This is a genomic window from Sphingopyxis sp. 113P3 (genome assembly GCF_001278035.1).
In the GTDB taxonomy this organism is placed as follows: domain Bacteria; phylum Pseudomonadota; class Alphaproteobacteria; order Sphingomonadales; family Sphingomonadaceae; genus Sphingopyxis.
Window position 1 is genome coordinate 61,867 of the sequence record NZ_CP009453.1, and the last position, 21,032, is coordinate 82,898.

The 21,032-nt window shown below is 63.1% G+C and carries 22 protein-coding genes; 17 read left to right on the forward strand and 5 right to left on the reverse strand.

Annotation, left to right across the window (positions count from 1 at the left end; all coding sequences use genetic code 11):
* Positions 1 to 15: 15 nt before the first annotated feature.
* From LH20_RS21720 to LH20_RS21750, 7 genes are read left to right on the forward strand one after another with little or no spacing between them, the layout of a single operon-like run.
* Complete coding sequence (locus tag LH20_RS21720) at positions 16 to 2,409, forward strand: DNA cytosine methyltransferase (RefSeq protein ID WP_053556464.1); 2,394 nt, start codon at positions 16 to 18, stop codon at positions 2,407 to 2,409.
* 46 nt (positions 2,410 to 2,455) lie between these two features.
* On the forward strand, positions 2,456 to 3,094 hold the full coding sequence (locus LH20_RS21725; protein ID WP_053556465.1) for a DUF7007 domain-containing protein: 639 nt from the start codon (positions 2,456 to 2,458) through the stop codon (positions 3,092 to 3,094).
* The gene (locus tag LH20_RS21730) at positions 3,091 to 3,411 is read left to right on the forward strand and encodes a DUF5983 family protein (RefSeq protein WP_053556466.1); all 321 of its coding nucleotides are present in this window, start codon (positions 3,091 to 3,093) and stop codon (positions 3,409 to 3,411) included. The genes LH20_RS21725 and LH20_RS21730 overlap by 4 nt, the downstream gene beginning before the upstream one ends.
* Positions 3,408 to 4,370, forward strand: a complete 963-nt coding sequence (locus LH20_RS21735; protein ID WP_053556587.1) for a hypothetical protein — start codon at positions 3,408 to 3,410, stop codon at positions 4,368 to 4,370. Before LH20_RS21730 ends, LH20_RS21735 begins: the two co-directional genes overlap by 4 nt.
* Positions 4,367 to 4,726: a DUF3768 domain-containing protein gene (locus LH20_RS21740; RefSeq protein WP_053556467.1), complete on the forward strand. Its 360-nt coding sequence runs from the start codon at positions 4,367 to 4,369 to the stop codon at positions 4,724 to 4,726. The genes LH20_RS21735 and LH20_RS21740 overlap by 4 nt, the downstream gene beginning before the upstream one ends.
* Positions 4,726 to 4,956, forward strand: coding sequence for a hypothetical protein (locus tag LH20_RS21745; protein WP_053556468.1), 231 nt, complete (start codon positions 4,726 to 4,728; stop codon positions 4,954 to 4,956). The genes LH20_RS21740 and LH20_RS21745 overlap by 1 nt, the downstream gene beginning before the upstream one ends.
* The gene (locus tag LH20_RS21750; protein WP_053556469.1) at positions 4,949 to 6,007 is read left to right on the forward strand and encodes a helix-turn-helix domain-containing protein; all 1,059 of its coding nucleotides are present in this window, start codon (positions 4,949 to 4,951) and stop codon (positions 6,005 to 6,007) included. Before LH20_RS21745 ends, LH20_RS21750 begins: the two co-directional genes overlap by 8 nt.
* A 139-nt stretch (positions 6,008 to 6,146) precedes the next feature.
* Here LH20_RS21750 and LH20_RS21755 read toward each other — a convergent pair whose 3' ends face one another.
* A complete protein-coding gene (locus LH20_RS21755) occupies positions 6,147 to 6,593 on the reverse strand; it encodes a hypothetical protein (protein ID WP_053556470.1) in 447 nt (148 codons plus the stop codon).
* Between the two features lie 110 nt (positions 6,594 to 6,703).
* Between LH20_RS21755 and LH20_RS23150 the strand changes: the two genes are divergently transcribed.
* From LH20_RS23150 to qatD, 6 genes are all read left to right on the forward strand, one after another.
* On the forward strand, positions 6,704 to 6,928 hold the full coding sequence (locus LH20_RS23150) for a helix-turn-helix domain-containing protein (RefSeq protein WP_268796126.1): 225 nt from the start codon (positions 6,704 to 6,706) through the stop codon (positions 6,926 to 6,928).
* Between the two features lie 128 nt (positions 6,929 to 7,056).
* Positions 7,057 to 7,644 (forward strand): hypothetical protein, encoded by a 588-nt coding sequence (locus LH20_RS21760; protein ID WP_144423746.1) that lies wholly within the window; start codon positions 7,057 to 7,059, stop codon positions 7,642 to 7,644.
* A 199-nt stretch (positions 7,645 to 7,843) separates the two neighbouring features.
* On the forward strand, positions 7,844 to 9,802 hold the full coding sequence (gene qatA, locus LH20_RS21765; protein ID WP_053556472.1) for a Qat anti-phage system ATPase QatA: 1,959 nt from the start codon (positions 7,844 to 7,846) through the stop codon (positions 9,800 to 9,802).
* On the forward strand, positions 9,802 to 10,692 hold the full coding sequence (qatB, locus tag LH20_RS21770; RefSeq protein WP_053556588.1) for a Qat anti-phage system associated protein QatB: 891 nt from the start codon (positions 9,802 to 9,804) through the stop codon (positions 10,690 to 10,692). Before qatA ends, qatB begins: the two co-directional genes overlap by 1 nt.
* A complete protein-coding gene (gene qatC / locus LH20_RS21775; RefSeq protein WP_053556473.1) occupies positions 10,689 to 12,038 on the forward strand; it encodes a Qat anti-phage system QueC-like protein QatC in 1,350 nt (449 codons plus the stop codon). The genes qatB and qatC overlap by 4 nt, the downstream gene beginning before the upstream one ends.
* An 8-nt stretch (positions 12,039 to 12,046) precedes the next feature.
* Positions 12,047 to 12,799 (forward strand): Qat anti-phage system TatD family nuclease QatD, encoded by a 753-nt coding sequence (gene qatD / locus LH20_RS21780; RefSeq protein ID WP_053556474.1) that lies wholly within the window; start codon positions 12,047 to 12,049, stop codon positions 12,797 to 12,799.
* A gap of 28 nt (positions 12,800 to 12,827) precedes the next feature.
* Here the strand turns inward: qatD and LH20_RS24110 are convergent, their stop codons facing one another.
* On the reverse strand, positions 12,828 to 13,175 hold the full coding sequence (locus LH20_RS24110) for a helix-turn-helix transcriptional regulator (RefSeq protein ID WP_321164252.1): 348 nt from the start codon (positions 13,173 to 13,175) through the stop codon (positions 12,828 to 12,830).
* Between the two features lie 112 nt (positions 13,176 to 13,287).
* On the opposite strand from LH20_RS24110, the gene LH20_RS23160 reads away from it, so the two are divergent.
* Complete coding sequence (locus LH20_RS23160) at positions 13,288 to 13,833, forward strand: hypothetical protein (protein WP_200905511.1); 546 nt, start codon at positions 13,288 to 13,290, stop codon at positions 13,831 to 13,833.
* Positions 13,834 to 13,905: 72 nt separating this feature from the next.
* Here LH20_RS23160 and LH20_RS21790 read toward each other — a convergent pair whose 3' ends face one another.
* Positions 13,906 to 15,105 (reverse strand): acetyl-CoA C-acyltransferase, encoded by a 1,200-nt coding sequence (locus LH20_RS21790; RefSeq protein WP_053556476.1) that lies wholly within the window; start codon positions 15,103 to 15,105, stop codon positions 13,906 to 13,908.
* Positions 15,098 to 16,579 (reverse strand): MFS transporter, encoded by a 1,482-nt coding sequence (locus tag LH20_RS21795; RefSeq protein ID WP_235527236.1) that lies wholly within the window; start codon positions 16,577 to 16,579, stop codon positions 15,098 to 15,100. The genes LH20_RS21790 and LH20_RS21795 overlap by 8 nt, the downstream gene beginning before the upstream one ends.
* A 311-nt stretch (positions 16,580 to 16,890) precedes the next feature.
* Between LH20_RS21795 and LH20_RS21800 the strand changes: the two genes are divergently transcribed.
* Both LH20_RS21800 and LH20_RS21805 read left to right on the forward strand, forming a co-directional pair.
* A complete protein-coding gene (locus LH20_RS21800) occupies positions 16,891 to 17,745 on the forward strand; it encodes an alpha/beta hydrolase (protein WP_235527241.1) in 855 nt (284 codons plus the stop codon).
* A gap of 50 nt (positions 17,746 to 17,795) precedes the next feature.
* Positions 17,796 to 18,707, forward strand: a complete 912-nt coding sequence (locus tag LH20_RS21805; protein ID WP_053556478.1) for an SDR family NAD(P)-dependent oxidoreductase — start codon at positions 17,796 to 17,798, stop codon at positions 18,705 to 18,707.
* Here LH20_RS21805 and LH20_RS21810 read toward each other — a convergent pair.
* The gene (locus tag LH20_RS21810; RefSeq protein ID WP_053556479.1) at positions 18,704 to 19,930 is read right to left on the reverse strand and encodes a TetR/AcrR family transcriptional regulator; all 1,227 of its coding nucleotides are present in this window, start codon (positions 19,928 to 19,930) and stop codon (positions 18,704 to 18,706) included. The genes LH20_RS21805 and LH20_RS21810 overlap by 4 nt on opposite strands.
* A gap of 161 nt (positions 19,931 to 20,091) precedes the next feature.
* Here LH20_RS21810 and LH20_RS21815 point away from each other — a divergent pair, with 161 nt between their 5' ends.
* Positions 20,092 to 21,030: an SDR family NAD(P)-dependent oxidoreductase gene (locus LH20_RS21815; protein WP_083455633.1), complete on the forward strand. Its 939-nt coding sequence runs from the start codon at positions 20,092 to 20,094 to the stop codon at positions 21,028 to 21,030.
* Positions 21,031 to 21,032: the final 2 nt, after the last annotated feature.

Consider the following 21,032-nt stretch of genomic DNA (forward strand, 5'->3'; position numbering starts at 1 on the left):
AACAGGAGACGAGCCATGGTTCCCTTCACTTCCTCGCCGACGATCGTCCGCGACATCCGCCACGCCCACCTATTCTGCGGGATCGGTGGCGGGGCCATCGGCTTCCAGAAGGCGAGGGTGCGCGTCGGCCCGATGCAGGGTCGATTCGTCTGCGCCGGCGGAATCGACGTCGACCCCGGTGCCATCCGCAATTTCGAGCGGATCACCGGCACTCCGGGCACCGTCCTCGATCTGTTCGATCGCGAGCAGTATCGCGCCTTCCACGGCGCCGAACCCCCGTCGGACTGGCGCGAGGCCGCGCCGGCAGACATTCGGCGAATCTTCGGCGAAAACGTCGACGTCCTCTTCCAGTCCAGCCCATGCAAGGGCTTCTCTGGCCTCCTGTCCGCCAAGCAGTCGAAAACGGACAAGTACCAAGCGCTGAACCGCCTCGCGCTGCGCGGTGTCTGGCTGACGCTCGAGGCATATCAGGATGACCCCATTCCGATCATCCTGTTCGAGAACGTGCCGCGCATCCTCAATCGCGGCCGCTGGCTCCTTGACCAGATAACCGCGCTGTTCCGCTGCTACGGTTACAGCGTCAACATCGATGTTCACGACTGCGGCATCATCGGAAATCTGGCGCAGAGCCGCAAACGTGCGCTGTTGATCGCCCGCCACACGAAGAAGATCCCGCCGTTCGTCTATCAGCCCCGCCACCATCGCCTTCGCGGCGTCGGCGAAGTGATCGGCAAGCTCCCGCTGCCGGGTGACCCGATCGCGGGGCCTATGCACCGCATCCCGGCGCTGCAGTGGAAGACCTGGCTACGCCTCGCGCTTGTGCCGGCAGGAAAAGACTGGCGCGCGCTCAACGATCTCGCCGTCGTCGACGGCCAGCTGCGCGATTACGGGATCGTGCCCGAAGCCCACCTGCGGGACAACGCCCTTGGCGTAAACGCTTGGACCGACAGCGCGCCCGTCATCACCGGGCAGCGTGCTCCGGGGCAGGGCCGATTTGCCGTCGCGGATCCCCGCCCCGGGGAGGCCTGGCACAACGAGGCCCTAGGGGTTCGGACGTGGGCGGACAGCAGCCGTGTCGTCGCCGGCGCGAGCCGCCCGCACAACGGAGCGCACAGCGTTGCCGACCCCCGACCGGGTTACGGCGCGGGCACCCACCAGAACATTCTGGCTGTCGCCGACTTCGTCCGACCGGCCAAGGCCGTCACGGGTGCTCGTCACCCAGCAGGGGGAGCGCTCTCGGTTGCCGACCCGCGGCCGAATTACGGACCCGCGACGCATCGCCACGTCCTCGGCGTCAACACCTGGTCGGGCGAGCCGACCGGCACGGTAACCGGCGATCCGAAACCCAGCACCGGCGCCTTCTCGGTCGCGGACCCTCGCGTGAATGGCCATGCCCGCAGCGTCCAGCTCGGCGTGCGCCCTTGGGACAAGCCCGCGGCCTGCGTCAAAGGCGACGTCAGCGTCGGAACCGGCCCCTATGCAGTCAGCGACCCGCGTCTGATCGGCGACCGCCCCCGGTATAACAACGTATTCCGCATCGTGCCGTTCGACACCCCGTCACCAGCGGTAGCCGGACCGGGCGGGGCAGCGGGCGGGATTGCTGTCGCGGATCCGGGCGGCGCTACTAGCGAGACCTACAGCAGCCGGAAATACAAGGTTACGCCGTTCTCGGAGAGCAGCCGCGCCGTGATCGGCGCGAGCTCGACGGGCGAGGGTGCCTTCGCCGTCGCCGATCCCCGCCCCAGCTGGGGAAACCAGCGGCATCGCAACATCCTGCGAGTCACACCCTACAGCGACCCGTCGGGAACCATCGCGGGCGGCCACAGCGTCACCGGAGGGCAACCGTGCGTCGCCGACGAACGCCGCGAGCACTACCAGACCGGCGGGCATTACGGTGTCGTCGACTGGAAACAGTCCTCGTACTCCGTGAGCGGATCGGCCTGCCACGACAACGGCTTCAATTCGGTGGCGGACCCGCGCCCGACGGATATCGAGGCCGAGCGCTTCGAGTTGCCCGCCGCCAACGACCGCCTCGTCTGCCGGATCATCGCGACCGACGGCACATGGCATCGGCCGTTCACGACACTCGATCTTGCCGCGCTGCAGGCGCTGTTCGACCCCGAGGAGATCTTCACCGCAGTCCAGGGCGAGCAGGGCATCGAATGGCACTGCCGGGAAGCGTTCGACCTCATCGACGGAAGCGACGTCACCAAGCGCGAATGGATCGGAAACATGGTCCCCGGCGCAGCCGCCACCGGAATGGCCGAGACGATCGGTGAGACGATCCTCCTGGCCGAGCAGGGGGAGACCTTCTTCCTCAGCACCCGGGAGATCTGGGTCAAACCCGGCGCGATGGCTCTGGCGATCGACAACGACCAGTCCGCCTTTCGGCTCGACGCCCTGGGATGAAAGGGAAGGGGGAGGGGGGTGCCCGATCCGGTTGAGGAGACGAGCAATGCACAAGTTTCAATCCGTTCCAGCGCCTGTCGCGACCCTGTGGGGCTCCCCCCAACAGTCCGAGCAGATCCTTCCGGGAGTGTGGGAGGTTCACACCGCCAGCCATGGCGGCATCGTCCTGTCGGAAGAGCGCCAGGCCGCGATGCCTGCTGCGCTGCGACTGGCGGACCCGTTCTACGAAGAGGACGTGGACTGGTGCCTCGCCATCGTTGCTTTCGAAGCTGAATACCGCGCGTCGGGACGTCGATGCGCAGCGCTTCTCGCTGACAATGCGCGATCGAGCCTCCGCGCGTGGCATCCCGACCGGTTCACCGCCTATACCGGCGAAGCGGTACCGGAAGATGCGAGCCCGGTCCTGCAACGACGCGCCGCCTACACCGCGCTGATCGGTGAATTCGTCGTCACAAGCGCCAGCGGCGATTGGGCCGACTGGGTTCCGAAGGGCAAGGTCGGGGTTGTCGCTCGCCGCGTGACCGGCGTCGATGCGCTCGGTTTCGCCCGCTACGCCAACGGAGAGACGATCCAGGGCCTCGTCGACAAGGACGCCTACAACAGTTCGGCGATCAACGGGTTCGACGCGATCGGCGCTGTGCGCATCGATGGCGATGCCCCTGCGACCAAGGAAGTCGCGCTGTGACCGGCGGCATCGGCAACGACTTCGAGATCGCGCGCTCGCTCGTCCTCAGCACGGCCCACATGCACCCCGCGACCGCGCGCGACTGGATGCCCCGGTGCCCCTGGTCGTGCTTCGAAAAGGGCGACTACGGGTGGTTCATGGACGTCTGCGACGACGTCGGCATTACCGAAGCGCATGACGTGCCCCTGGAAATCCGCTCCGCGATCCACGTCGCCAAGCGCGAAGGCTGCCAGTGGATCATGTGGGACTGCGACGGACCTCTTGTCGCGGAGCTCCGCGAATACGATTGGGCGGCGTCGCTGCCGATCGCGGCATGAACGCGCCGGCGTTCCTCACGACGAGGCCGCGGCGCGCGGTGGACGTGCTCGACCTGCGCAACCCGCCCATCGTGCTCGCCTACGGTATCGGAGTCGACTCGACCGCGATGCTCATCGAGCTCGTCGCGCAGGGCCGAAAGCCCGATCTGGTTCTCACCGCGGATACCGGGAGCGAAAAGCCAGCCACTTACGCCTACCTCGACGTCATCCGGCCATGGATGGCCGCGCACGGCATCGACTTTCGGGTCTGCCGCTACGTCCCGCAGCGCTTCAAGCACTGGCCGCCCTACATGAGCCTGCTCGAGAACGTGCTGACCAACGCCACGCTGCCGTCGATCAGCCTCGGCCGACACAGCTGCAGCCTCAAATGGAAGATCGCGCCCCAGGACAAGTTCGTCGAGACATGGCAGCCGGCCATCGACGCATGGGCGCGCAGCCAGAAGGTCATCCGCCTGATCGGCTACGATGCGTCGCCGGCGGACACGCGGCGTCACGCGCATGCGCTTACCATCCCAAGCGACCGCTTCGAATGCCGTTACCCCTTGCGGGAATGGGGCTGGACGCGCGACGATTGCATCGCTCGGATCGAGGCCGAAGGCCTCCCGGTCCCGCCGAAATCGGCCTGCTTCATGTGCTGCGGCTCGCAGCCTGACGAGATCCGCGACCTCCCTGCATGGTGCCTGCGGCTCATCGTCCTGATCGAGGCCCGGGCCGCGCCGCGGCTCCGCACCGTGGAAGGCCTCTGGCGCACCACAACCAAGAAGCGACCTGGACGAATGACCGACTTCATCCGCGCGGAGCAGCTGCTCCCTGAGGGCGAGATCGATCGCATCGCGCACGAGGCGCCGACTGCGCTGCGGCTCTTTCAGGACGCCGCGGCCGACATCCCGCTCCCGGAACGCCCGCACCTGGCGGACTGGATCTCCCAATTCAACGCACAGCTGGAGCTGGCCGCATGATCAGCGAAACACTCACTCGCGCCGAACAGATCGCACGCCTTAACGACCGCGCGCGCCAAGGTCTCGATCGAACCGCACTCGTCAACTTCACCCGGGCATGCCTTGCTGAGTTCTGCTCGGACGACACGCCGAGCGGGCTGCTCGCCCAGGCCGAGATGATGAAAGCCATGCGTCAGCACGCTTTCGTCAACGATGCCCATGGCGAGCGCGACTTCGGGCAGATGACGTTCCACGACACGCCCGTGTGGTTCAAGATCGATTATTACGACATCGATCTCGAATACGGCAGCGAGGATCCCGCTGATGCCAGCATCACGCGCCGGGTCATCACCATCATGCTTCCGAGCGACTACTGATGCGCCCGCTCCGCCCCGCCACGCAAGCCGAGGCCGATGCAGCGGCCGCGACGATCGCCGCACTCCGCATCGCACGCGACCACGCCCGCAAGGCCGGCTCGCCGCGAACACTCGCGCGGATCCGCCTCGCCCTCACCAGCGCCGAAGGTGCGCAGCGCCACGCGCTGCACCGGCGCAATCGCACGACCGAGAAATCGGCCCAGACCACGATCGGACAGATCCATGACTGACCCTGCAGGAACCTACCGCGAACTCGCCGAACGCTACGGGCTCGACATCGAGACCATCGGCGGCGGCGCGCAGATGCTCTCCCGCTACTTCGCCAGCGGAACCGGCGTTCACGTCACCTGCCTCGATGGCGGCGGACTTCCGGCGAGCGACAACTGGCATATCGGGGTCCACCCCGCCAACTGGGATGGTGACGGCGGCAGTCTCCTGTTCGAGCGCCGCTCTGACGACGGCGGCGCGCGGTCCTTCCCTGACACGATCGACGCTGCCCTGTGGACGGCGGAATACGGTCGACGTTCGATCGGCGCACTCACGGAGGAATATGCGGCATTCCTCAAGGAGGAAGGCTTGCCCGAGCTGTCCGCCGACGAACTGCTCCACGAAGACCTGAAGCCCAATCAGCGCCGCTATGTCAGCGCGTTTCTGGTCCGCTGGTCGGATGCCGAAAGCGAAGCACAAGACACGATCGCGCTGGCGACGTACAACATTGCCACAGGAGGGCGGATTACCATGAGCCGACGCGACATCCCGATCAAAGACGGCGAGCGCCGTGCCGTGCGCGCCGTCGTCGGTTACGACCGCCCGCTCGAAACATTCTTCGCCCAAGTGTTCGAAACTGATGCCGACGGCGAGGAAGACGCTTTCCTCTGGCAGGCCGACATTGACGAAAATCTGAACTGGCGTTTCACGCTCAAACTGCCGCCGACGCCAGCGCAGAAACTGGCTGAGAGCAAGGACCTCTTAGCCGCTGGTCTTAACCTCAAACAGGTCGCCCAAGCCTGCGGCTACTCAACCGGCGGAAACTTCGTTGCAGCGTTCCATAAGCTCTATGGGTTGGCTCCTCGTGCTTGGCTAGAGGAAAAGGGCTATCGGTTGTCCGAGGATGATAAGCTTCGGGAGGCCGAGCGCCTCATTCGCGAAGGCTACTCGCGCAATCTAGAGACAATTGCCCTCGCCGCGGGATACGTAAGTCGAGTAGCGATGAAGGGCGCGTTCTACCGGGTTCACGGGATGAGTGCAGGTGCGTGGAGGAAAAAGATCATTGATGAGTGAGATCATTGATGAGTGAACAAGTGGAGTTGGCGGTGGTAGTCAGGTCGACCAAGCCGATTCACTTTCAAGGTAATGGGCACGTGCCGATAGACTCGGCGCAGCGTATCGAAAGCGTTGCGGAGCGTTGTTTGCGATCGCGTCATGAACGCTGCTGACATACAGGCATGTAACTTTTCACATAGGGGACCAATTGCTCGAACCTCGCGGACAGCTTCGCAGGATCGATGCCTGGAATTCTGAAAGCTTCGGCGCTGTAATCGCTCGATCCGTCCTGCGATATGAAGTCCAGCGACGAGCCGATCGTCATCACCCCCCTCATGGAAGCCGTCTCGTAGAAAAACATGCGGAATCCCCCATAACCCCCGAACCCGTTCTTCGCGTTGTATTCCCCGCACAGGACCGTGACGTTCTCGCCTGTGGGAGAGGTCGTCGAAACGGCGCGTGTGTTGCGAAGGACGAGACTATCGGGATCGACCAGACGCGCTGCGATCAACGAACGTGCCCTGATGGATAGGCTGGCTGCATCCTGCGCCGATAGACAGCTCGGCGCGGAGATCAGCGCGATCGCGCAAGTCAACTTCACCATGACAACGGCTCTCCTCTCATCAATCCGGCGTGCAACCGCTAGGAGACAAAGGTTAACATAGGGCATCATACTCCGTGGACTGATACGCGCCTATCATTCGATCTGCCGGGGTGGACCCGTATCTCGACATCCTCGGCAGGCGCATCCGAGAGAGGCGAAAGAAGCTCGGCATGTCGCAAGAGGGGTTGGCCCACGAGTCCGGGCTCGACCGAAGTTACGTAGGGCGAATCGAGCGCGGCGAACACAATCTGACATTCGTGTCGCTGGTCAGGCTTTGCCGGGCCATGCGATGCGACGTGGCTTCCCTGACTGGAGGCCTGCCGAGTAGCAAATGATCAAGGGCTTGACACCGTGATGATTTTGTATTAAACTTCGCGTCGCTCGTCCGCGAAGTTCGCACGAGATAAAAGCAACGCCGAGCGTCACACCGCAGGCGTCTTTCCCCCCAAGACAGGATCGTAGCATGACTATGAAGTTTTCCGCGCGCCAGGCGTCCGTGCATATCTCCGAACTCGAACAGTTGACCTGTCGAGGATCACAAGGTGTCGCCATTTTGGCGTCGGCCCTTGGTCGGCCCGTTCTCTCAGATCACTCGGTAAGTGCGGACATCGGAGGAGCTGTAAATATGCTCACGCTGTCAATCGCGGCCGATCATGGAGTCGAACTAGCGATGATGAAGGAGTGGCTTCCTGGTCTCCGCGTGGAAACTCTGCTGATTCTCGCCCAGCGCTATTCCAGTTGGCAGTACGACGGGCCTGACGAGCATGAACTAACTTTTTACTCGAATCTCGCAGGAGTGCCTAGCACTGTGCGCTCTAACGTGGCGTCCTTGCTCTCGCTCAATCAATTCGATGCCCGAGCGCTACTACGCTTTCGCTCACCGAGTGATGTGGAAGCGTTGACTCACGAACAGCTCGGCACCGCGCGAAGCGATCGTCCTTCGCTATTCAATATTTACGCCGCCGCATTGGCGGATCGCATCCAGGGCGTGTGTCGCAGACCGCTGTTCGTCAGTCTCCCAATAGCCCAGGTGTCTTCTCGAGCTTACTGAGTTCTTGTGGCGCCAGTCAGGCGAGAGATCAGCGGCAGTCGGTCTCGCTTGCATGCTCGCGATGCCACGCCGCTAAGGGGAGGTGTTGTAGTCCGGCGCCTATCCCCGGAAAAGGTCTCATTTCGAACTGTTGATTTATGTTTTGTCTGAAACTTAGATAAGACCGTTCGCAGAATGGAAGAGCTTCAGCGGGGGCGGGATGATCCTCACCGACAACGAGACAAAGGTCGACCTCCTCAACAATGAGGCGATAGCCAAGACCATTATCGAGCTACTACGGGAAAAGCCCGAGCGAGCTGTGACAATCGGCGTGCACGGCGACTGGGGTGCCGGCAAATCGAGCATCCTCGAGATGATCGAACACGCCCTTAGCTCGGACGAAAATGTTCTTTGCATCAAATTCAACGGATGGCGCTTTCAAGGATTCGAAGACGCCAAAATCGCGTTGATCGAAGGTATCGTCACCGGCCTTATCGAACAACGCCCCTTGCTTGCGAAAGCCGGTGTGGCCGTCACAGACATCTTTCGGAGGATCGATTGGCTCAAGATCGCCCGACACGGGGGCGGACTCGCCTTCACTGCTTTCACTGGCATTCCCACAGCCGATCAAGTCGGCGCGGTAGTCGGCACCTTGAAAGGCATTTTCTCCGATCCGACTAAACTCGCAACCCAGGAGAACTATGACAAAGCGATTGACGGTGTTCAGGGTCTGCTGAAACCTGGCGAGTCGAAGAACGTGCCGGAGGAGATCGAGGCGTTCCGGAAAGCCTTTGATGATCTGCTCAAGCAGGCGGGTATCAAGCAACTGATCGTCCTCATCGACGATCTCGACCGCTGCCTGCCGGATACGGCGATCGAAACGCTCGAAGCCGTCCGCCTGTTCGTTTTCACCGCCCGCACTGCGTTCATCGTCGCGGCTGACGAGGCGATGATCGAATATTCGGTGCGTAAGCATTTTCCCGAACTGCCGGATACGACCGGCCCTCGGGACTATGCGCGCAACTATCTCGAAAAGCTGATCCAGATACCGTTTCGCATTCCGGCTTTGGGAGAGACGGAGACCCGCATCTACGTCACTCTGCTGCTTATCGGCGCCGAGCTGAGCGAGGATGATCCAGCCTACTCGGCGCTGATCGCTTCGGCCCGCGAGTTGCTCAAACGACCCTGGCAGACGGCCGGGCTCGACGCGCAAACGGTTAAGGCCGCGCTGGGCGACAAGCTCCCCGATGTGCAGAACGCCCTCACTTTGAGCGATCAGATCGGTCCGATCCTGGCCAATGGGACTCAGGGCAATCCGCGGCAGATCAAACGCTTCCTGAATACCCTGCTGCTGCGCCATCAGACCGCGCTCGCTCGCGGCTTCGGAGAAGAGGTCAAGCTGCCCGTCTTGGCGAAGCTCATGCTGGCCGAACGGTTCCTCTCCAGATTGTTCGATCAGATCGCCAGCGCCGCCGCCCGCGATCCGGACGGCCGCTGCTTAGATTTGGCAGCGCTTGAAGCCGCTGCGTCAGAGGAAAAGCCAGCCCCCAAAACGAAGCGGGGCGGGCCGAAGATCAGTTCTACCGACGACCTTAAGCCAACCGCCGTGCCGGACTCGAAGGACAGCGCCATTCTGACCGAATGGAAGGCGGCGGACGCTATACGGGCTTGGGCGCGGCTGTCACCGGCCTTGGCCGAAGTCGACCTGCGCCCCTATCTGTTCGTGACCAAGGATCGAAAGGACTACTTCGGCGCGGCTTCCGTCCTTGGGCGTCTCGCTGCGGTGGTCGAAAAGCTGCTCGGGCCGAAACTGGCCGTCCAGGCGTTTGAAGGCGAACTCAAGCAGCTCGTGCCGGCCGAGGCCGCCCAAGTCTTCGAGGAACTGCGTGGGCGCGTCATGGGCGGCGATACCTTCGACACCGCGCCTCCTGGAATAGATGGGCTTGCCGTCCTGGTTCGCGCTCATCCCACATTACAGGCGAATCTTCTCGACTTGCTTGAGGCCGTGCCAGCCGATCGGTGCGGGCCGTGGCCCGCCTCAGGTTGGGAGGGTGTTATCAAGGATTCCGGTGCTCTGACGCGCTTCGAGAAGTTGCTCCAAGGATGGTCCACTTCCGGTTCGACCTTCTTGAAGACGACGGCGAGCGCGGCGCTCCGCACGCGCAAGGGGGGGCGCTGATGGGCACGTCGAGCGCCTACGGCGGTGCAGGCGGTGGCACACCGCTCATTCCGAGCTGGTTACAGGGCGATGGCGATGGTGGTGCCGGTGCTGCCGCAGACGCGGGTGATGGCGACGGGGTACAGCCCCCGTCTCCCGCCGAAAAACCCCCAGCAGTTCCCCACGCGCCAGCGCCCCGTCCGGCCGCGCCGGCAGGAGCATCGGATCGGTTCACATCCGCGCGAACCAATTTCACGCGCTTCGCAGGCTCGGGCGGCAGCGACCGCAGGAGTCTCGGTCGCGCGGTCTCGCAATATGTGTCGAAGTCGGCGGGCGGCTCGCGTCAGGCTGCGCAGCGCATGGGTTCATCGCGGGGCGCAGGCGCCGGGCTCGTCAGATTTCTTAACGACGCCAGCGCCAATGGCGTTCGTGAAGCCCTACGGACGCTCAACCTCGAAAGCCTAGCCGGGCGGCCGATCGAGGAAGTATTCGCGGGACTCGCCGACTACATTTGCCCCGAAGGCGGCTCGATCGACGAAGGTATCGCGCGCGACGCCTTCGTTGAGACAATCGCCGATCTTGCCGGTGCCGGTATTACCGACATCGACGCGCTGACACCGGGTCAGATTCAGACCGTCTTCGAGTTGTATGCGACGCACGCTATCGAGGCGCGCATCTGCAACGACATCGGCACCAAGGTTGTGACCTTGCCTGCCGATCCGCGCGCGGCCGAGAGGGTTCAGGCGCAACTGCGTGATTTCATCCAACGTGGCGTCAGCGACGCGATCAACGCCGCGAGCGTCAACGTCCAATCACTGACCTCCGACGCGGTGCTGGGCTTTGTCACCGACGTCTATCAATCCGCTTTCGACGTGTTGCAGACGATGGGCGATGGGGAGGCAGCGAAATGAGGCGTCATGTCATCATCGGCCGTTTCGGCGAGGACGATAAGACCCGTGTTCCCAAGGCGCGCGATGAGGTTGCATCGACCTTGCAGTTGGTGGCGGGCAAGCGCCTCGATCATGGGATCGGCCGCGCATTGGCCGACCTTAGGGCCCTGCACCTGACGCCGAGCGAGATCGGTGCAGACATGCTTGTGGTCGCGGCCCACGTTCACGCAGCGGACACCCGCATCGCGCGCGCTACGGAATCGCAAGACGCCTGGACGCGGGAGATTCGGCTGGTCATTCCAGTCAGCGATCCGGCGCGATGGACAGCCGCAGGACCCATCCTGGTCCGCGCCCTAAACTTCTTGACCGGCGACAGATGGGATGTGGGCTTCCGCAAACGGACCAAGGGCTATGCGAAACTGGTTCCCGCTGCGGTACCGACCCTTATTCCCGCCCCATTCGATGGCGTGAGCCTGTTCTCCGGTGGTTTAGACAGCCTGATCGGCGCGATCGATAGCTTGAATGCTGGCGAGACGCCGCTGCTGGTCAGCCACGCCGGCGAAGGGTTGGTAAGCAAATCGCAGGAGCAGTGCTTCGAAGGATTGAAATCCGCCTACAAATGGTTGGCCTTCGACCGACTGCGGGTCTGGATGAGCTTTGATCGCGAACTGGTCGAGGATGTCGGATCGGAGGACACCACGCGGGGCCGCTCGTTCCTGTTCTTCTCCCTGGGTGTAGCCGCCGGCACGGCAATCGGGCCCAACTTCGTGCTCAAGGTTCCGGAGAACGGCTTGATCGCGCTCAATGTGCCGCTCGATCCGCTTCGGCTCGGCGCACTCAGCACCCGGACGACGCATCCGTTTTACATTGCCCGCTGGAACGACTTGCTGAGGGCGCTGGGCATCGGAGGGAAGGTGGAAAATCCCTATTGGGATAAGACGAAAGGAGAGATGGCCGCACAATGCGCCAATCCCGCCTTGCTGAAACAGCTCGCCCCGCTGTCGCTATCGTGTTCATCCCCAACGAAGGGGCGTTGGAAGAAGAAGCCGCAGGGGCACTGCGGATATTGCCTGCCTTGCCTCATCCGACGGGCTTCTCTGCGAGGCAAGGATTCGACAGCTTACGGCGTGCCCGACCTGAAGGCTGCCACCCTGGACACTAGGCAGGCGGAAGGTCAGCAGGTCCGTTCCTTCCAGATCGCGGTCGCGCGGCTATCAAAGCGCCCAGAGTTAGCCAAAGCCCTAATCCACAAGCCGGGGCCACTTTACGACGATCCATCCCGCCACGATGACCTGGCCGATGTCTATCGCCGCGGATTGGAGGAGGTTGGGCGCTTGCTGGCTGGCGTTCGCGCCGCACCATCGTAAGAGGCCTCATGCGATCGGGTCTCGTCGATTTTCATTGCCACCTCGATCTCTACCCCGACCATGCGGCCGTGGTGGAGCGTTGCGAGCGCGATGGCATATTCACACTCTCCGTGACCACGACCCCTAAGGCATGGTTCCGAAATCATGAATTGACGTCAGCGACCCGCCATGTGCGCACTGCGCTCGGCTTGCACCCCCAACTAGTCGCCAGTCGGGCGACAGAGATTGGCCTATGGGAGGATTTGCTGCCAAGAACCCGCTATGTTGGAGAGGTCGGCTTGGATGCTGGTCCGCGCTTCTACAAATCCTTCGATGCCCAAAGACAGGTGTTCGCGCGGGTGCTTTCCCTGTGCGCGGCGGCAGGGAACAAGATCGTCACGACACATAGCGTTCGCGCGACGAAGGCCGTGCTCGATATGATCGAGCAATACATGCCCCCCCCGCGTGGGCGTGTGGTGCTCCATTGGTTCACCGGCACCGTAGCGGAGGCGAAAAGGGCTGTTGATCTCGGCTGCTATTTCTCAGTGAATGCGGAAATGATAGCGAATGAAAAGCGCGCGGCCATAACCAAGACGCTGCCGTTGGAACGCATTTTAACGGAGACCGACGGACCGTTTACCCAGACCGACGCTCGGCCGACTATGCCAAGCGATGTCTGGATTGCGGTAGAGGGATTAGCCCGCCTGCATCAGATGCGACCGATCGAAATCTCCGCCTCGATCATTCAGAACGTCAAGGTGTTGCTCGCGGAGCCAGGATAGCCGCCTGTCTTTCGGATCGGCGCGGCAACTAGTTGCGGTCTCTCCTGCGGCGTCGTGGCGGTGGTGGGTGTGGATGGGAAAGCCTCGCGCCAGCGCCAAGCTTTTGATCCCCATCGATAAACAACACGCCCTCGTGTTCCAGTGTGGTGCGGAGCAGCGCCGAGTTTGCGCTCGTGATTGGGGCAACTCCATTGCCGGCTTCGGCTCGACGAATGGTGTTCACCGCCAAGCCCGTCTCTTCCGCCAGCTCCTTGACCGACATGTTCAGCAGCCCGCGAGCCGCGCGCAATTGTGTTCCGCTTAGGGACACCGCGCTCTCCAGGCGCCTCGAAGGCTTCTCTTGTTGCAATTTAGCACTCACAAGGCTCTTTAGCACTAACAAGGTTAAAGGCTTTCTAATGGCGCGAATTGTTCGCCCGATCCCTCTTTGCCCGATCCACGGACCTCCAACCAAGCGCGCTCGATGCCGCCTCTGCGGAGCAGCTTACATGCGGGAGTACCTTTGGCGGCGCCGGCAAGCCGAACCCGATCGCGAGCTCTGGCGTCGAGCAAAGAAACGTGCGGCCGATCGCGGTCTTCCATTCGATCTCTCGATGGAGGAAGTAGTCATCCCGTCGCACTGCCCGGTCTTGGGAATAGAGCTGCGTTGCGGTGAGGGCCGGGGACCAGGTTCTCCGTCGTTGGATCGCATCGAGCCGGAGCTGGGATACATCTCGGGCAATGTCAGGGTCATCAGCGATAAGGCGAACCGGATGAAAGGGAGGCGCGACCACGCTTCTTTAGTGAAGCGATCTCAATGCGCATCCGGGTGGGAGAAGGTGGAGTTCCTTATGATCGCCGAGTATGTTCGGCGAGAACTTCTGTTGAAAGAAGTGCGACGCAAGGCGAGGTCGGGGGGCGGAGCAAAGCAATGGAAGAAAGTCGAAGAATTCCTTGAAGCTGTCTTCAGTCGCGGACAACTCGTCGATGTGGAAGAAGTCAAAAAAGATGATGTCGTCGAACCCGTTCTCACTCATGACATGATGTCATTCTAGCTTGATCGTTGGATCGGACGGGACGTATCGCGCAGCCGACTGCATGCTGACTTGGAAACGAGACGAATCTCGTCAGAGTTCAAACAGACCCGCAGCCCCCATTCCCCCACCAATGCACATAGTGACTACGCCGTACTTGGCGCCGCGGCGCCGGCCCTCAATCAGCAGGTGTCCTGTCATGCGGGCTCCGGACATACCATACGGGTGCCCGATCGAAATCGCCCCGCCGCTGACGTTCAGGCGCTCGTCTGGGATGCCGAGCCGGTCACGGCAATAGATGACCTGGCTCGCGAACGCTTCGTTGAGCTCCCAGATGCCGATGTCATCAACGCTCAGTCCATGCTTTTCCAGCAGCTTCGGCACCGCGAACACAGGTCCGATGCCCATCTCTTCCGGGGCGCAGCCCGCGACCGCGAGGCCGCGATAGACACCGAGCGGCTCGAGGCCGCGCCGCTTCGCCTCTGCGGCCTCCATTAATACCAACGCGGCGGCGCCGTCGGATAGCTGCGACGCGTTGCCCGCGGTGATGTACTGACCCTGCTTGATCTGCTGCCCGTCCTTGAACACCGGCGCCAGCTTTTGCAGGTCCTCGAGCCGAGTCTGCGGCCGGTTGCCCTCGTCGCGGTCGAGGGTAACCTCGCGCTTGGTGGTCGCGCCGCTCTCGCGATCGGTCACCACCATCGTCGAGGTCATGGGCGCGATCTCGGCGTTGAAGCGGCCTTCTTCCTGCGCTTGCGCCGTGCGCTGCTGCGACTGCAACGCGTATGTGTCCTGCGCTTCGCGGCTGACGCCGTAGCGCTCGGCGACGATCTCCGCGGTCTCGATCATCGCCATATAGATCGCGGGCTTCGTTTCGATGAGCCGCGGATCGCCGGCGCGATAATGGTTCATATGCTGGTTCTGCACGAGGCTGATCGATTCGACCCCGCCGCCGACGGCCACGTCGATTTCCCCCGTCATTATGCGGTTGGCGCAAGCGGCGATCGCCATCAGGCCCGAGCCGCACTGGCGGTCCATGGTCATTCCCGGAATGCCGTCGGGCAGCCCCGCCCACAGCGCCGCCTGGCGCGCGACGTTGAAGCCGGTCGAGCCCTGCTGCATCGCGCAGCCGAGCACCACGTCCTCGACTTCGCCGGGCTCCACGCCCGCGCGAGTAACCGCCTCGCGCACCGCGTGGCCTGCCAGAGCCTGTCCCTGCGTATCGTTGAACGCCCCACGATAGGCCTTGCCGATCGGGGTGCGGGCGGTGCTGACGATTGCGACCTCACGCATTGTTGTTCTCCTGCAGGCGTTGGGGATGAGCGGCATCGTGATCCGACGACAATTCGCTCAAGTGCTGTTCGTGCTCGTCGCGGCCGAACGGGAAGCGGCTGTAAAACCACGCCGCGGTGAGGCCGAGAGCGAGATAAGCGGCGCAAAAGATTACGGTCAGCCGGTCGATCGTTCCGACGGAGACGGCTCCCGGCTGCGCTTCGGCCGGGAATCCGGCAACCGCGAGTATGCTGCCGGCAAGGAAGATGCCGATGCCGCTGCTGCACTTCTGGACGAAGAACCCGCCGGCGAAGAACACCCCTTCAGAGCGACGGCCGGTCGTGATCTCCGATTGTTCGACCACGTCCGCCATCATCGATCCGCCGATGATCATGGCGGCGACCCCGCAGCCAATGTTGACGATCAGGATTCCAAACAAGGCCGGCACCAGTAGCGGACTGCCGACTGCCGGAAATGCGCCAAGCAGACGGAGCCAGTACGGAAGCGTGAGGAGCAATGTGCCGAGCGCCGCGAGCACGCTGCCTGCGCGGCGTTTACCCAGCCGCGCCGACAAGCGTGGCCCGATCGCGAACGCGATCAGCACCCCCGTCATCAGCGCGGCGGGAAGCAGCATCAGCGCTCCCCCGCGCAGCTCCCAGACGAAATTGTAGAAGTAGTTCGACAGCGCGAAGCTGATCCCCTGCGCGACGTAAACGCAGAGGCCCGCCGCCATCAGGATGACGAACGCGCGGTTTCTGATCGTTTGTACGAGCTCTGCAGCGATCTGCCGAAGCGAGAGTCGCTCGATCTCTGGCTTGGGCAAGCGCCCGATCTCGTGATGCGTGCCCCACGCCGAGAGCAGAATAGCGACGAACATCAGCACGGCGCCGGTCACCGCATAGGCTTGATAGCCGCCCCGGTTGAGCAGCCCGTTGGGCTGTCCGGGCTCGGGCACGAGGAACATCGAGTAGGCCATGACGAGCATGGCGAGACCGCCGACCCACCCGAAGACGTAGCGGTAGGAGATGATCCGGGTCCGCTCGTCGTAGTCGGCGCTGAGCTCGGGCGTCAGCGCGGCTGAGGGCACCTCGTATGCAGAAACCGCGCTGCGGACCACGATCGAGGTCGCAAACACCCAGCCGAGCATTGCCGCCTGGCTCATCTCGGGCGGGTTCCACAGGAGCAGCCACCCGAGCGCGATCGGGATCGCCGAAGCGTACATCCAGGGGTGCCGCCGGCCCCAGCGATGCCTGGTCCGGTCCGACGCCGCGCCGATCACCGGATCGATGAAGGCGTCGACCACCAGGGCCAGCATGATCGCTGTCCCCACCGACATCGCCGGCAAACCCATGACCTGGTTGTAGAATAACAGCAGAAAGGTCTGGAAGCCGTTGTCCTTGACCCCGTAGGCGACCGACCCGAAACCGTAAGCCAGCATCGTCCGCTGGCTCAGCCGCCGCGCGGGCGGAACCGGCGCGGTGTCTCGGCTGGTCATGTCATCGCCGTCACGCCCGGCGGGACCCGATCCGACAGAGTTCACAGACGATCGCCGCAAACGCGGACCGAGCACCGGCGGTTCACTTCGTTCCGGTGCTGGCCCATTCGTTGTTCCACCGCGACCCCCTGTTTTTCGACGCACTTGTGCGCGGACTGCTCCGTCCAAGCCTAGCTATGCCACCCCAACGAAAATGGTCAATCCTAATTCAGAACTTGTGTATGGTGTTGGAGGGGGTAAATGGCCTAAACAACGGAGCCCATAAGAAGCGGCGTCAGTTCAACACAGGTGAGGGTATGCCAGTGGCCGAGATGAGCAAGCGATCGTTCAAGGTCTACAGCGAAGGCACGCGCCTCGCGGCGGACTTCTTCACACCCGCCGGAACGGCCCCGGAGGGCGGTTGGCCGGCCGTGCTGCTGTGCCATGGCTGGGGCGGCCTCAAAGAGCACCTCAACGTGTACGCCAAGCGTTTCGCTGCGGCCGGCTACGCAGCCCTGACTTTCGACTACCGCGGCTGGGGCGAATCCGACGGCAAGATCATCCCGCTCAAGGACAGCGAGCCGCTGCTGGAGGCGGGCGAGCGGACCATGGCCGTGCGCGTGTTGCGCGAGATCGTCGATCCGATCGACCAGGTCGCCGACATCAAGAACTGTCTTGCGGTCCTCGCCGCCGAACCTGCGATCAATCCCGAGCGGATCGCTATCTGGGGTTCGAGCTATGGAGGCGGGCACGCGGCTTGGATCGCGGGCAACGATGATCGCATCAAGTGCGCGGTCGCCCAAATCGGCGGCTACGACCTGCCTGTCCAATACCGCGAGATCGGGCGGCAGCGCGCAGCGGACCGAGCGCTAGGAAGGATTGATCCGGTCGTACCGCAGGGAATCGACGCTGTCGGCGAACTCAAGGGCACGCCCGATCTGGCGCGGATGATCGAGCATTCCCAGCTCGAAGGCGCGGCGAAGATCAAGGTGCCGACGCTGTTCATGGACGCCGAGTTCGAAGAGCTGAACAACCGCTGGGAGAATGGATGGTTCGCGCACCTCATGGTCCGCCGCAATGCACCGTCAGAGTATCATACGTTCCCCGGCAAGCACTACGACGTCTACGACGCGTTCTTCGAGCCCTCGGTCAAACAGGCGCTCGACTGGTTCTCCCGTTATCTGTGAGCGCCGTCACGGCCTGAACCAAAGCCTCAACACGAAGAACGAGACAACGCATGGCAATCGATTTGACCGGCCGGGTGGCCATCGTCACCGGAGCGGGTGGCGGCTTGGGACGCGAACACGCAAAGCTGCTCGCGGCGCGCGGCGCGAAGGTGGTGGTCAACGATCTGGGCGGTTCGGTCAGCGGCAGCGACGGGTCGATCGCGGCCGCGGACGCGGTGGTCCGCGAGATTGAGGCAGCGGGCGGCGAAGCGATGGCGGATGGCGCGTCAGTCACCGAGATGGCGCAGGTCGAGGCGATGGTCGCGGCGGCGATGGAACGCTGGGGCCGGATCGATATCCTGGTCAACAACGCCGGCATCCTGCGTGACAAGACGTTCGCGAAGATGGACCTCGCCGACTTCCGCGCCGTCATCGACGTCCACCTCATGGGCGCGGTCCACTGCACCAAGGCCGTGTGGGAGATCATGCGGCGGCAGAACTACGGCCGCATCGTAATGACCACCTCCTCCTCCGGGCTGTTCGGCAATTTCGGGCAGTCGAACTACGGCGCCGCGAAGATGGCGCTGGTCGGTCTGATGCAGGTCCTCTCGCTCGAGGGCCGAAAGAACGACATCCGCGTCAATTGCCTAGCGCCGACTGCGGCGACCCGAATGCTGGAGGGGCTGCTGCCCGAGGAGGCGCTCGCCGCGCTCGCGCCCGCAACGGTCAGTCCGGGCGTCCTCGCGCTGGTGGCCAAAGACGCGCCGACGCGAACGATCCTCTGCGCCGGAGCGGGGAGCTTCGAGCAGGCACACCTCACGCTCACCCGCGGCATCCACGCGGGCCGCGGTGACGACGCCGCCGAGCGCATCCAGTCGTCATGGGCCGAGCTTGCCGATCAAAGGGGTAGCGTCGTCCCCGAGAACGCGGGCGTCCAGGGGCAGGTCGAGTTGGAAAAGCTGAAGGAAGCGCTAGGGGTCTAAGGCCGGCGGCTGAACAGGCCGTGGAGCAGCGGCCGGACATACAGCTCGGAAACCTGCTCCGGCTCGGCGCCGGGGACCCATCGCCCCAATTCGGCGGCCGAGTTGATCATCGCGGTCACCATTTCTGAGGCGATCCGGAGATCGCAGATCGTCACCGAACCGTCGGCGACGCCATCGCTCAAGATGTCCTGGAAGCGCAGCGTGACGAGCGACATCCGCCGCATCATCTCGCGGCGAAGCTCCGGCCCCACGACCGTCAGCGCGCTCGTGCGGAGCATGAAACCTTCAACGGTCATCTGACGGGTCACCAGATCGACGGCCGTTGAGGCAACTCGCGATATACCTGGCTCGCGCCGCAGCATTGCCGCGCTCTGCGCCTCGCGCAACACCTCGAACGTGCGGTCGAAGCAGGCGACCACAAGTTCTTCGCTCGCCTCGTAGTGATGGTAGAACGCGCCGCGGCTGACATTCAGCATCGCCGCGATCCGTTCGATCGACGCCCCGCGATAGCCGTGCTCGTTGATCAGCGCCGTCGCCGCGCGAAGGAAGGATTCCTGCGAGAGAGGCCCGCGCTCGCCCGCGGGGTGCTTCTCGAGCGCCGCCTCGGGAGGGCGCAGATCGACCTGTCCCGCCGCCAGTCCGCCGAGTAGGATTTCGGTAAATCGATCGGCGATGCGCGGGAAGTCTTCAGGCAGATAGTTACCGATCCACGCCACCGACCAAAGCAATTGAGATACCAGCATGTGGGTGCGCGCGTTGAGCTCCCCCCGGTCCCATTGAGGTATTCCGGGGCGCATGAGCGAGCGCACCATCCGGAAGAACTCGGTATATCCCTTGTAGACCACCAGCGAATGCGGCTCGGTGAGAGCGCGCAAGTCACCGAAGTAGGTGAAGGCGGGCTGTTCGCCGCGCGCGACGCGCCCCAGCAGTGCGAAGTACCCGTGCACGAAGGCTCTGACCCTGGCTTCGGGGGTCTTGCGTTTGAGCGCCTCGGTGGCGAGCCCCTGGTGAAGCGCGATCGACTGCAGGAAAGCGGCGACCATCAGGTCTTCGCGCTTCTCGAAATAGTAGCGCAGACTCTTGAGGTTGAGGCCGATTTCCGCAGCGACCAGAGCGAGGGTGGTATCCCCCAATCCGACCCGGTTGATCACCTTGGCTGCGGCATCGAGGATCGACTGCTGACGGCGGTTGAATCGCTTCGTCCCAGCGCGTTCGCCGATCATCTCCGAGCTCCCGCTCTCGGAATGAGAGGTAGAAGCGACCGCCGAACTCTTCATCGAAATCCTCACGCGACGGGCTGCCCACCCGATCATGAACCTCACTTTCTTGTTAGACGAGAAATACTGATTGTCTATCGGGCCGTTTCTGACATACCATTTTGAGAATGAGCGTCGGTGATTCCGGCGAATTGCAGGGAGTTTGGATCGTGGAATTGAGTGGCAAGGTAGCGGTGATCACGGGGGGCGCCAGCGGTATAGGATACGCTATGGCAGAGCGCTTTGCCCAAGCAGGTATGCGCATCGTTCTCGCGGATATCGAAGAGGGAGCCCTGCAGACGGCGGTCGAGCGACTTGCAGGTGCCGGGGCGGACGTGATCGGATTGAGAACCGATGTCGCCAACTTTACGGACCTTCAGGCGTTGGAAGCCCGCGCCGTGGAGAAGTATGGAAAGGTCCATCTCCTGTGCAACAACGCCGGGGTATCCATCACCGGACCCGCGTGGAAGTTTTCGCTGGATGACTGGCGCTGGGTTATGGACGTCAACGTCAACGGCGTGATCTTCGGCGTGAAGGCTTTCCTACCGGGCATGCTTGAGCATGGCGAGCCAGCACACATCGTAAACACCGGATCGCTCGCTTCGTTCAACGCTATCGGAGACCACTCTCCTTACTGTACCTCGAAGTTCGCGGTGCTCGGCTTTACTCAGTCCTTGTACAGCGAGATGGTCGCGCTCAAGACCAACGTAGGGGTCAGCATTCTGGCGCCTGGAATGGTTGCCACGGGCATCAACCGCGCATGGCGCAATCGGCCTGACAGCGACAAGCCCTGGAGCGATCGCGAATATGCGGACGAAACGTTCATGGCCCACAGCAACGCATTCCAGGGCGCCGGCATATCGGCCGATGTTGTGGCCGAGCGCGTGGTGGAAGCGGTCCAAGGCGGCCGATTCTATATTTTCACCGAAGACGGCGCGCCCGCGTACGTGGCGGCCACCGCCGGCCGGGCAGCGACAGGCCAGAACCCGTATGCGTGGACCTGGGGCGAGGATCGGCGTTCCGAAAGCGAACGCGGAACGCCGCCTTGGATGGCAGAGACGGTCTGAAG

Bases quoted from the DNA above. Each gene is read 5' to 3' on its own strand.
- LH20_RS21720 (WP_053556464.1), top strand. From the start codon at position 16: ATGGTTCCCTTCACTTCCTCGCCGACGATCGTCCGCGACATCCGCCAC.
- LH20_RS21725 (WP_053556465.1), top strand. From the start codon at position 2,456: ATGCACAAGTTTCAATCCGTTCCAGCGCCTGTCGCGACCCTGTGGGGC.
- LH20_RS21735 (WP_053556587.1), top strand. From the start codon at position 3,408: ATGAACGCGCCGGCGTTCCTCACGACGAGGCCGCGGCGCGCGGTGGAC.
- LH20_RS21740 (WP_053556467.1), top strand. From the start codon at position 4,367: ATGATCAGCGAAACACTCACTCGCGCCGAACAGATCGCACGCCTTAAC.
- LH20_RS21745 (WP_053556468.1), top strand. From the start codon at position 4,726: ATGCGCCCGCTCCGCCCCGCCACGCAAGCCGAGGCCGATGCAGCGGCC.
- LH20_RS21750 (WP_053556469.1), top strand. From the start codon at position 4,949: ATGACTGACCCTGCAGGAACCTACCGCGAACTCGCCGAACGCTACGGG.
- LH20_RS21755 (WP_053556470.1), bottom strand. From the start codon at position 6,593: ATGGTGAAGTTGACTTGCGCGATCGCGCTGATCTCCGCGCCGAGCTGT.
- LH20_RS21760 (WP_144423746.1), top strand. From the start codon at position 7,057: ATGACTATGAAGTTTTCCGCGCGCCAGGCGTCCGTGCATATCTCCGAA.
- qatA (WP_053556472.1), top strand. From the start codon at position 7,844: ATGATCCTCACCGACAACGAGACAAAGGTCGACCTCCTCAACAATGAG.
- qatB (WP_053556588.1), top strand. From the start codon at position 9,802: ATGGGCACGTCGAGCGCCTACGGCGGTGCAGGCGGTGGCACACCGCTC.
- qatC (WP_053556473.1), top strand. From the start codon at position 10,689: ATGAGGCGTCATGTCATCATCGGCCGTTTCGGCGAGGACGATAAGACC.
- qatD (WP_053556474.1), top strand. From the start codon at position 12,047: ATGCGATCGGGTCTCGTCGATTTTCATTGCCACCTCGATCTCTACCCC.
- LH20_RS23160 (WP_200905511.1), top strand. From the start codon at position 13,288: ATGCGGGAGTACCTTTGGCGGCGCCGGCAAGCCGAACCCGATCGCGAG.
- LH20_RS21790 (WP_053556476.1), bottom strand. From the start codon at position 15,105: ATGCGTGAGGTCGCAATCGTCAGCACCGCCCGCACCCCGATCGGCAAG.
- LH20_RS21795 (WP_235527236.1), bottom strand. From the start codon at position 16,579: ATGACCAGCCGAGACACCGCGCCGGTTCCGCCCGCGCGGCGGCTGAGC.
- LH20_RS21800 (WP_235527241.1), top strand. From the start codon at position 16,891: ATGAGCAAGCGATCGTTCAAGGTCTACAGCGAAGGCACGCGCCTCGCG.
- LH20_RS21805 (WP_053556478.1), top strand. From the start codon at position 17,796: ATGGCAATCGATTTGACCGGCCGGGTGGCCATCGTCACCGGAGCGGGT.
- LH20_RS21810 (WP_053556479.1), bottom strand. From the start codon at position 19,930: ATGATCGGCGAACGCGCTGGGACGAAGCGATTCAACCGCCGTCAGCAG.
- LH20_RS21815 (WP_083455633.1), top strand. From the start codon at position 20,092: ATGAGCGTCGGTGATTCCGGCGAATTGCAGGGAGTTTGGATCGTGGAA.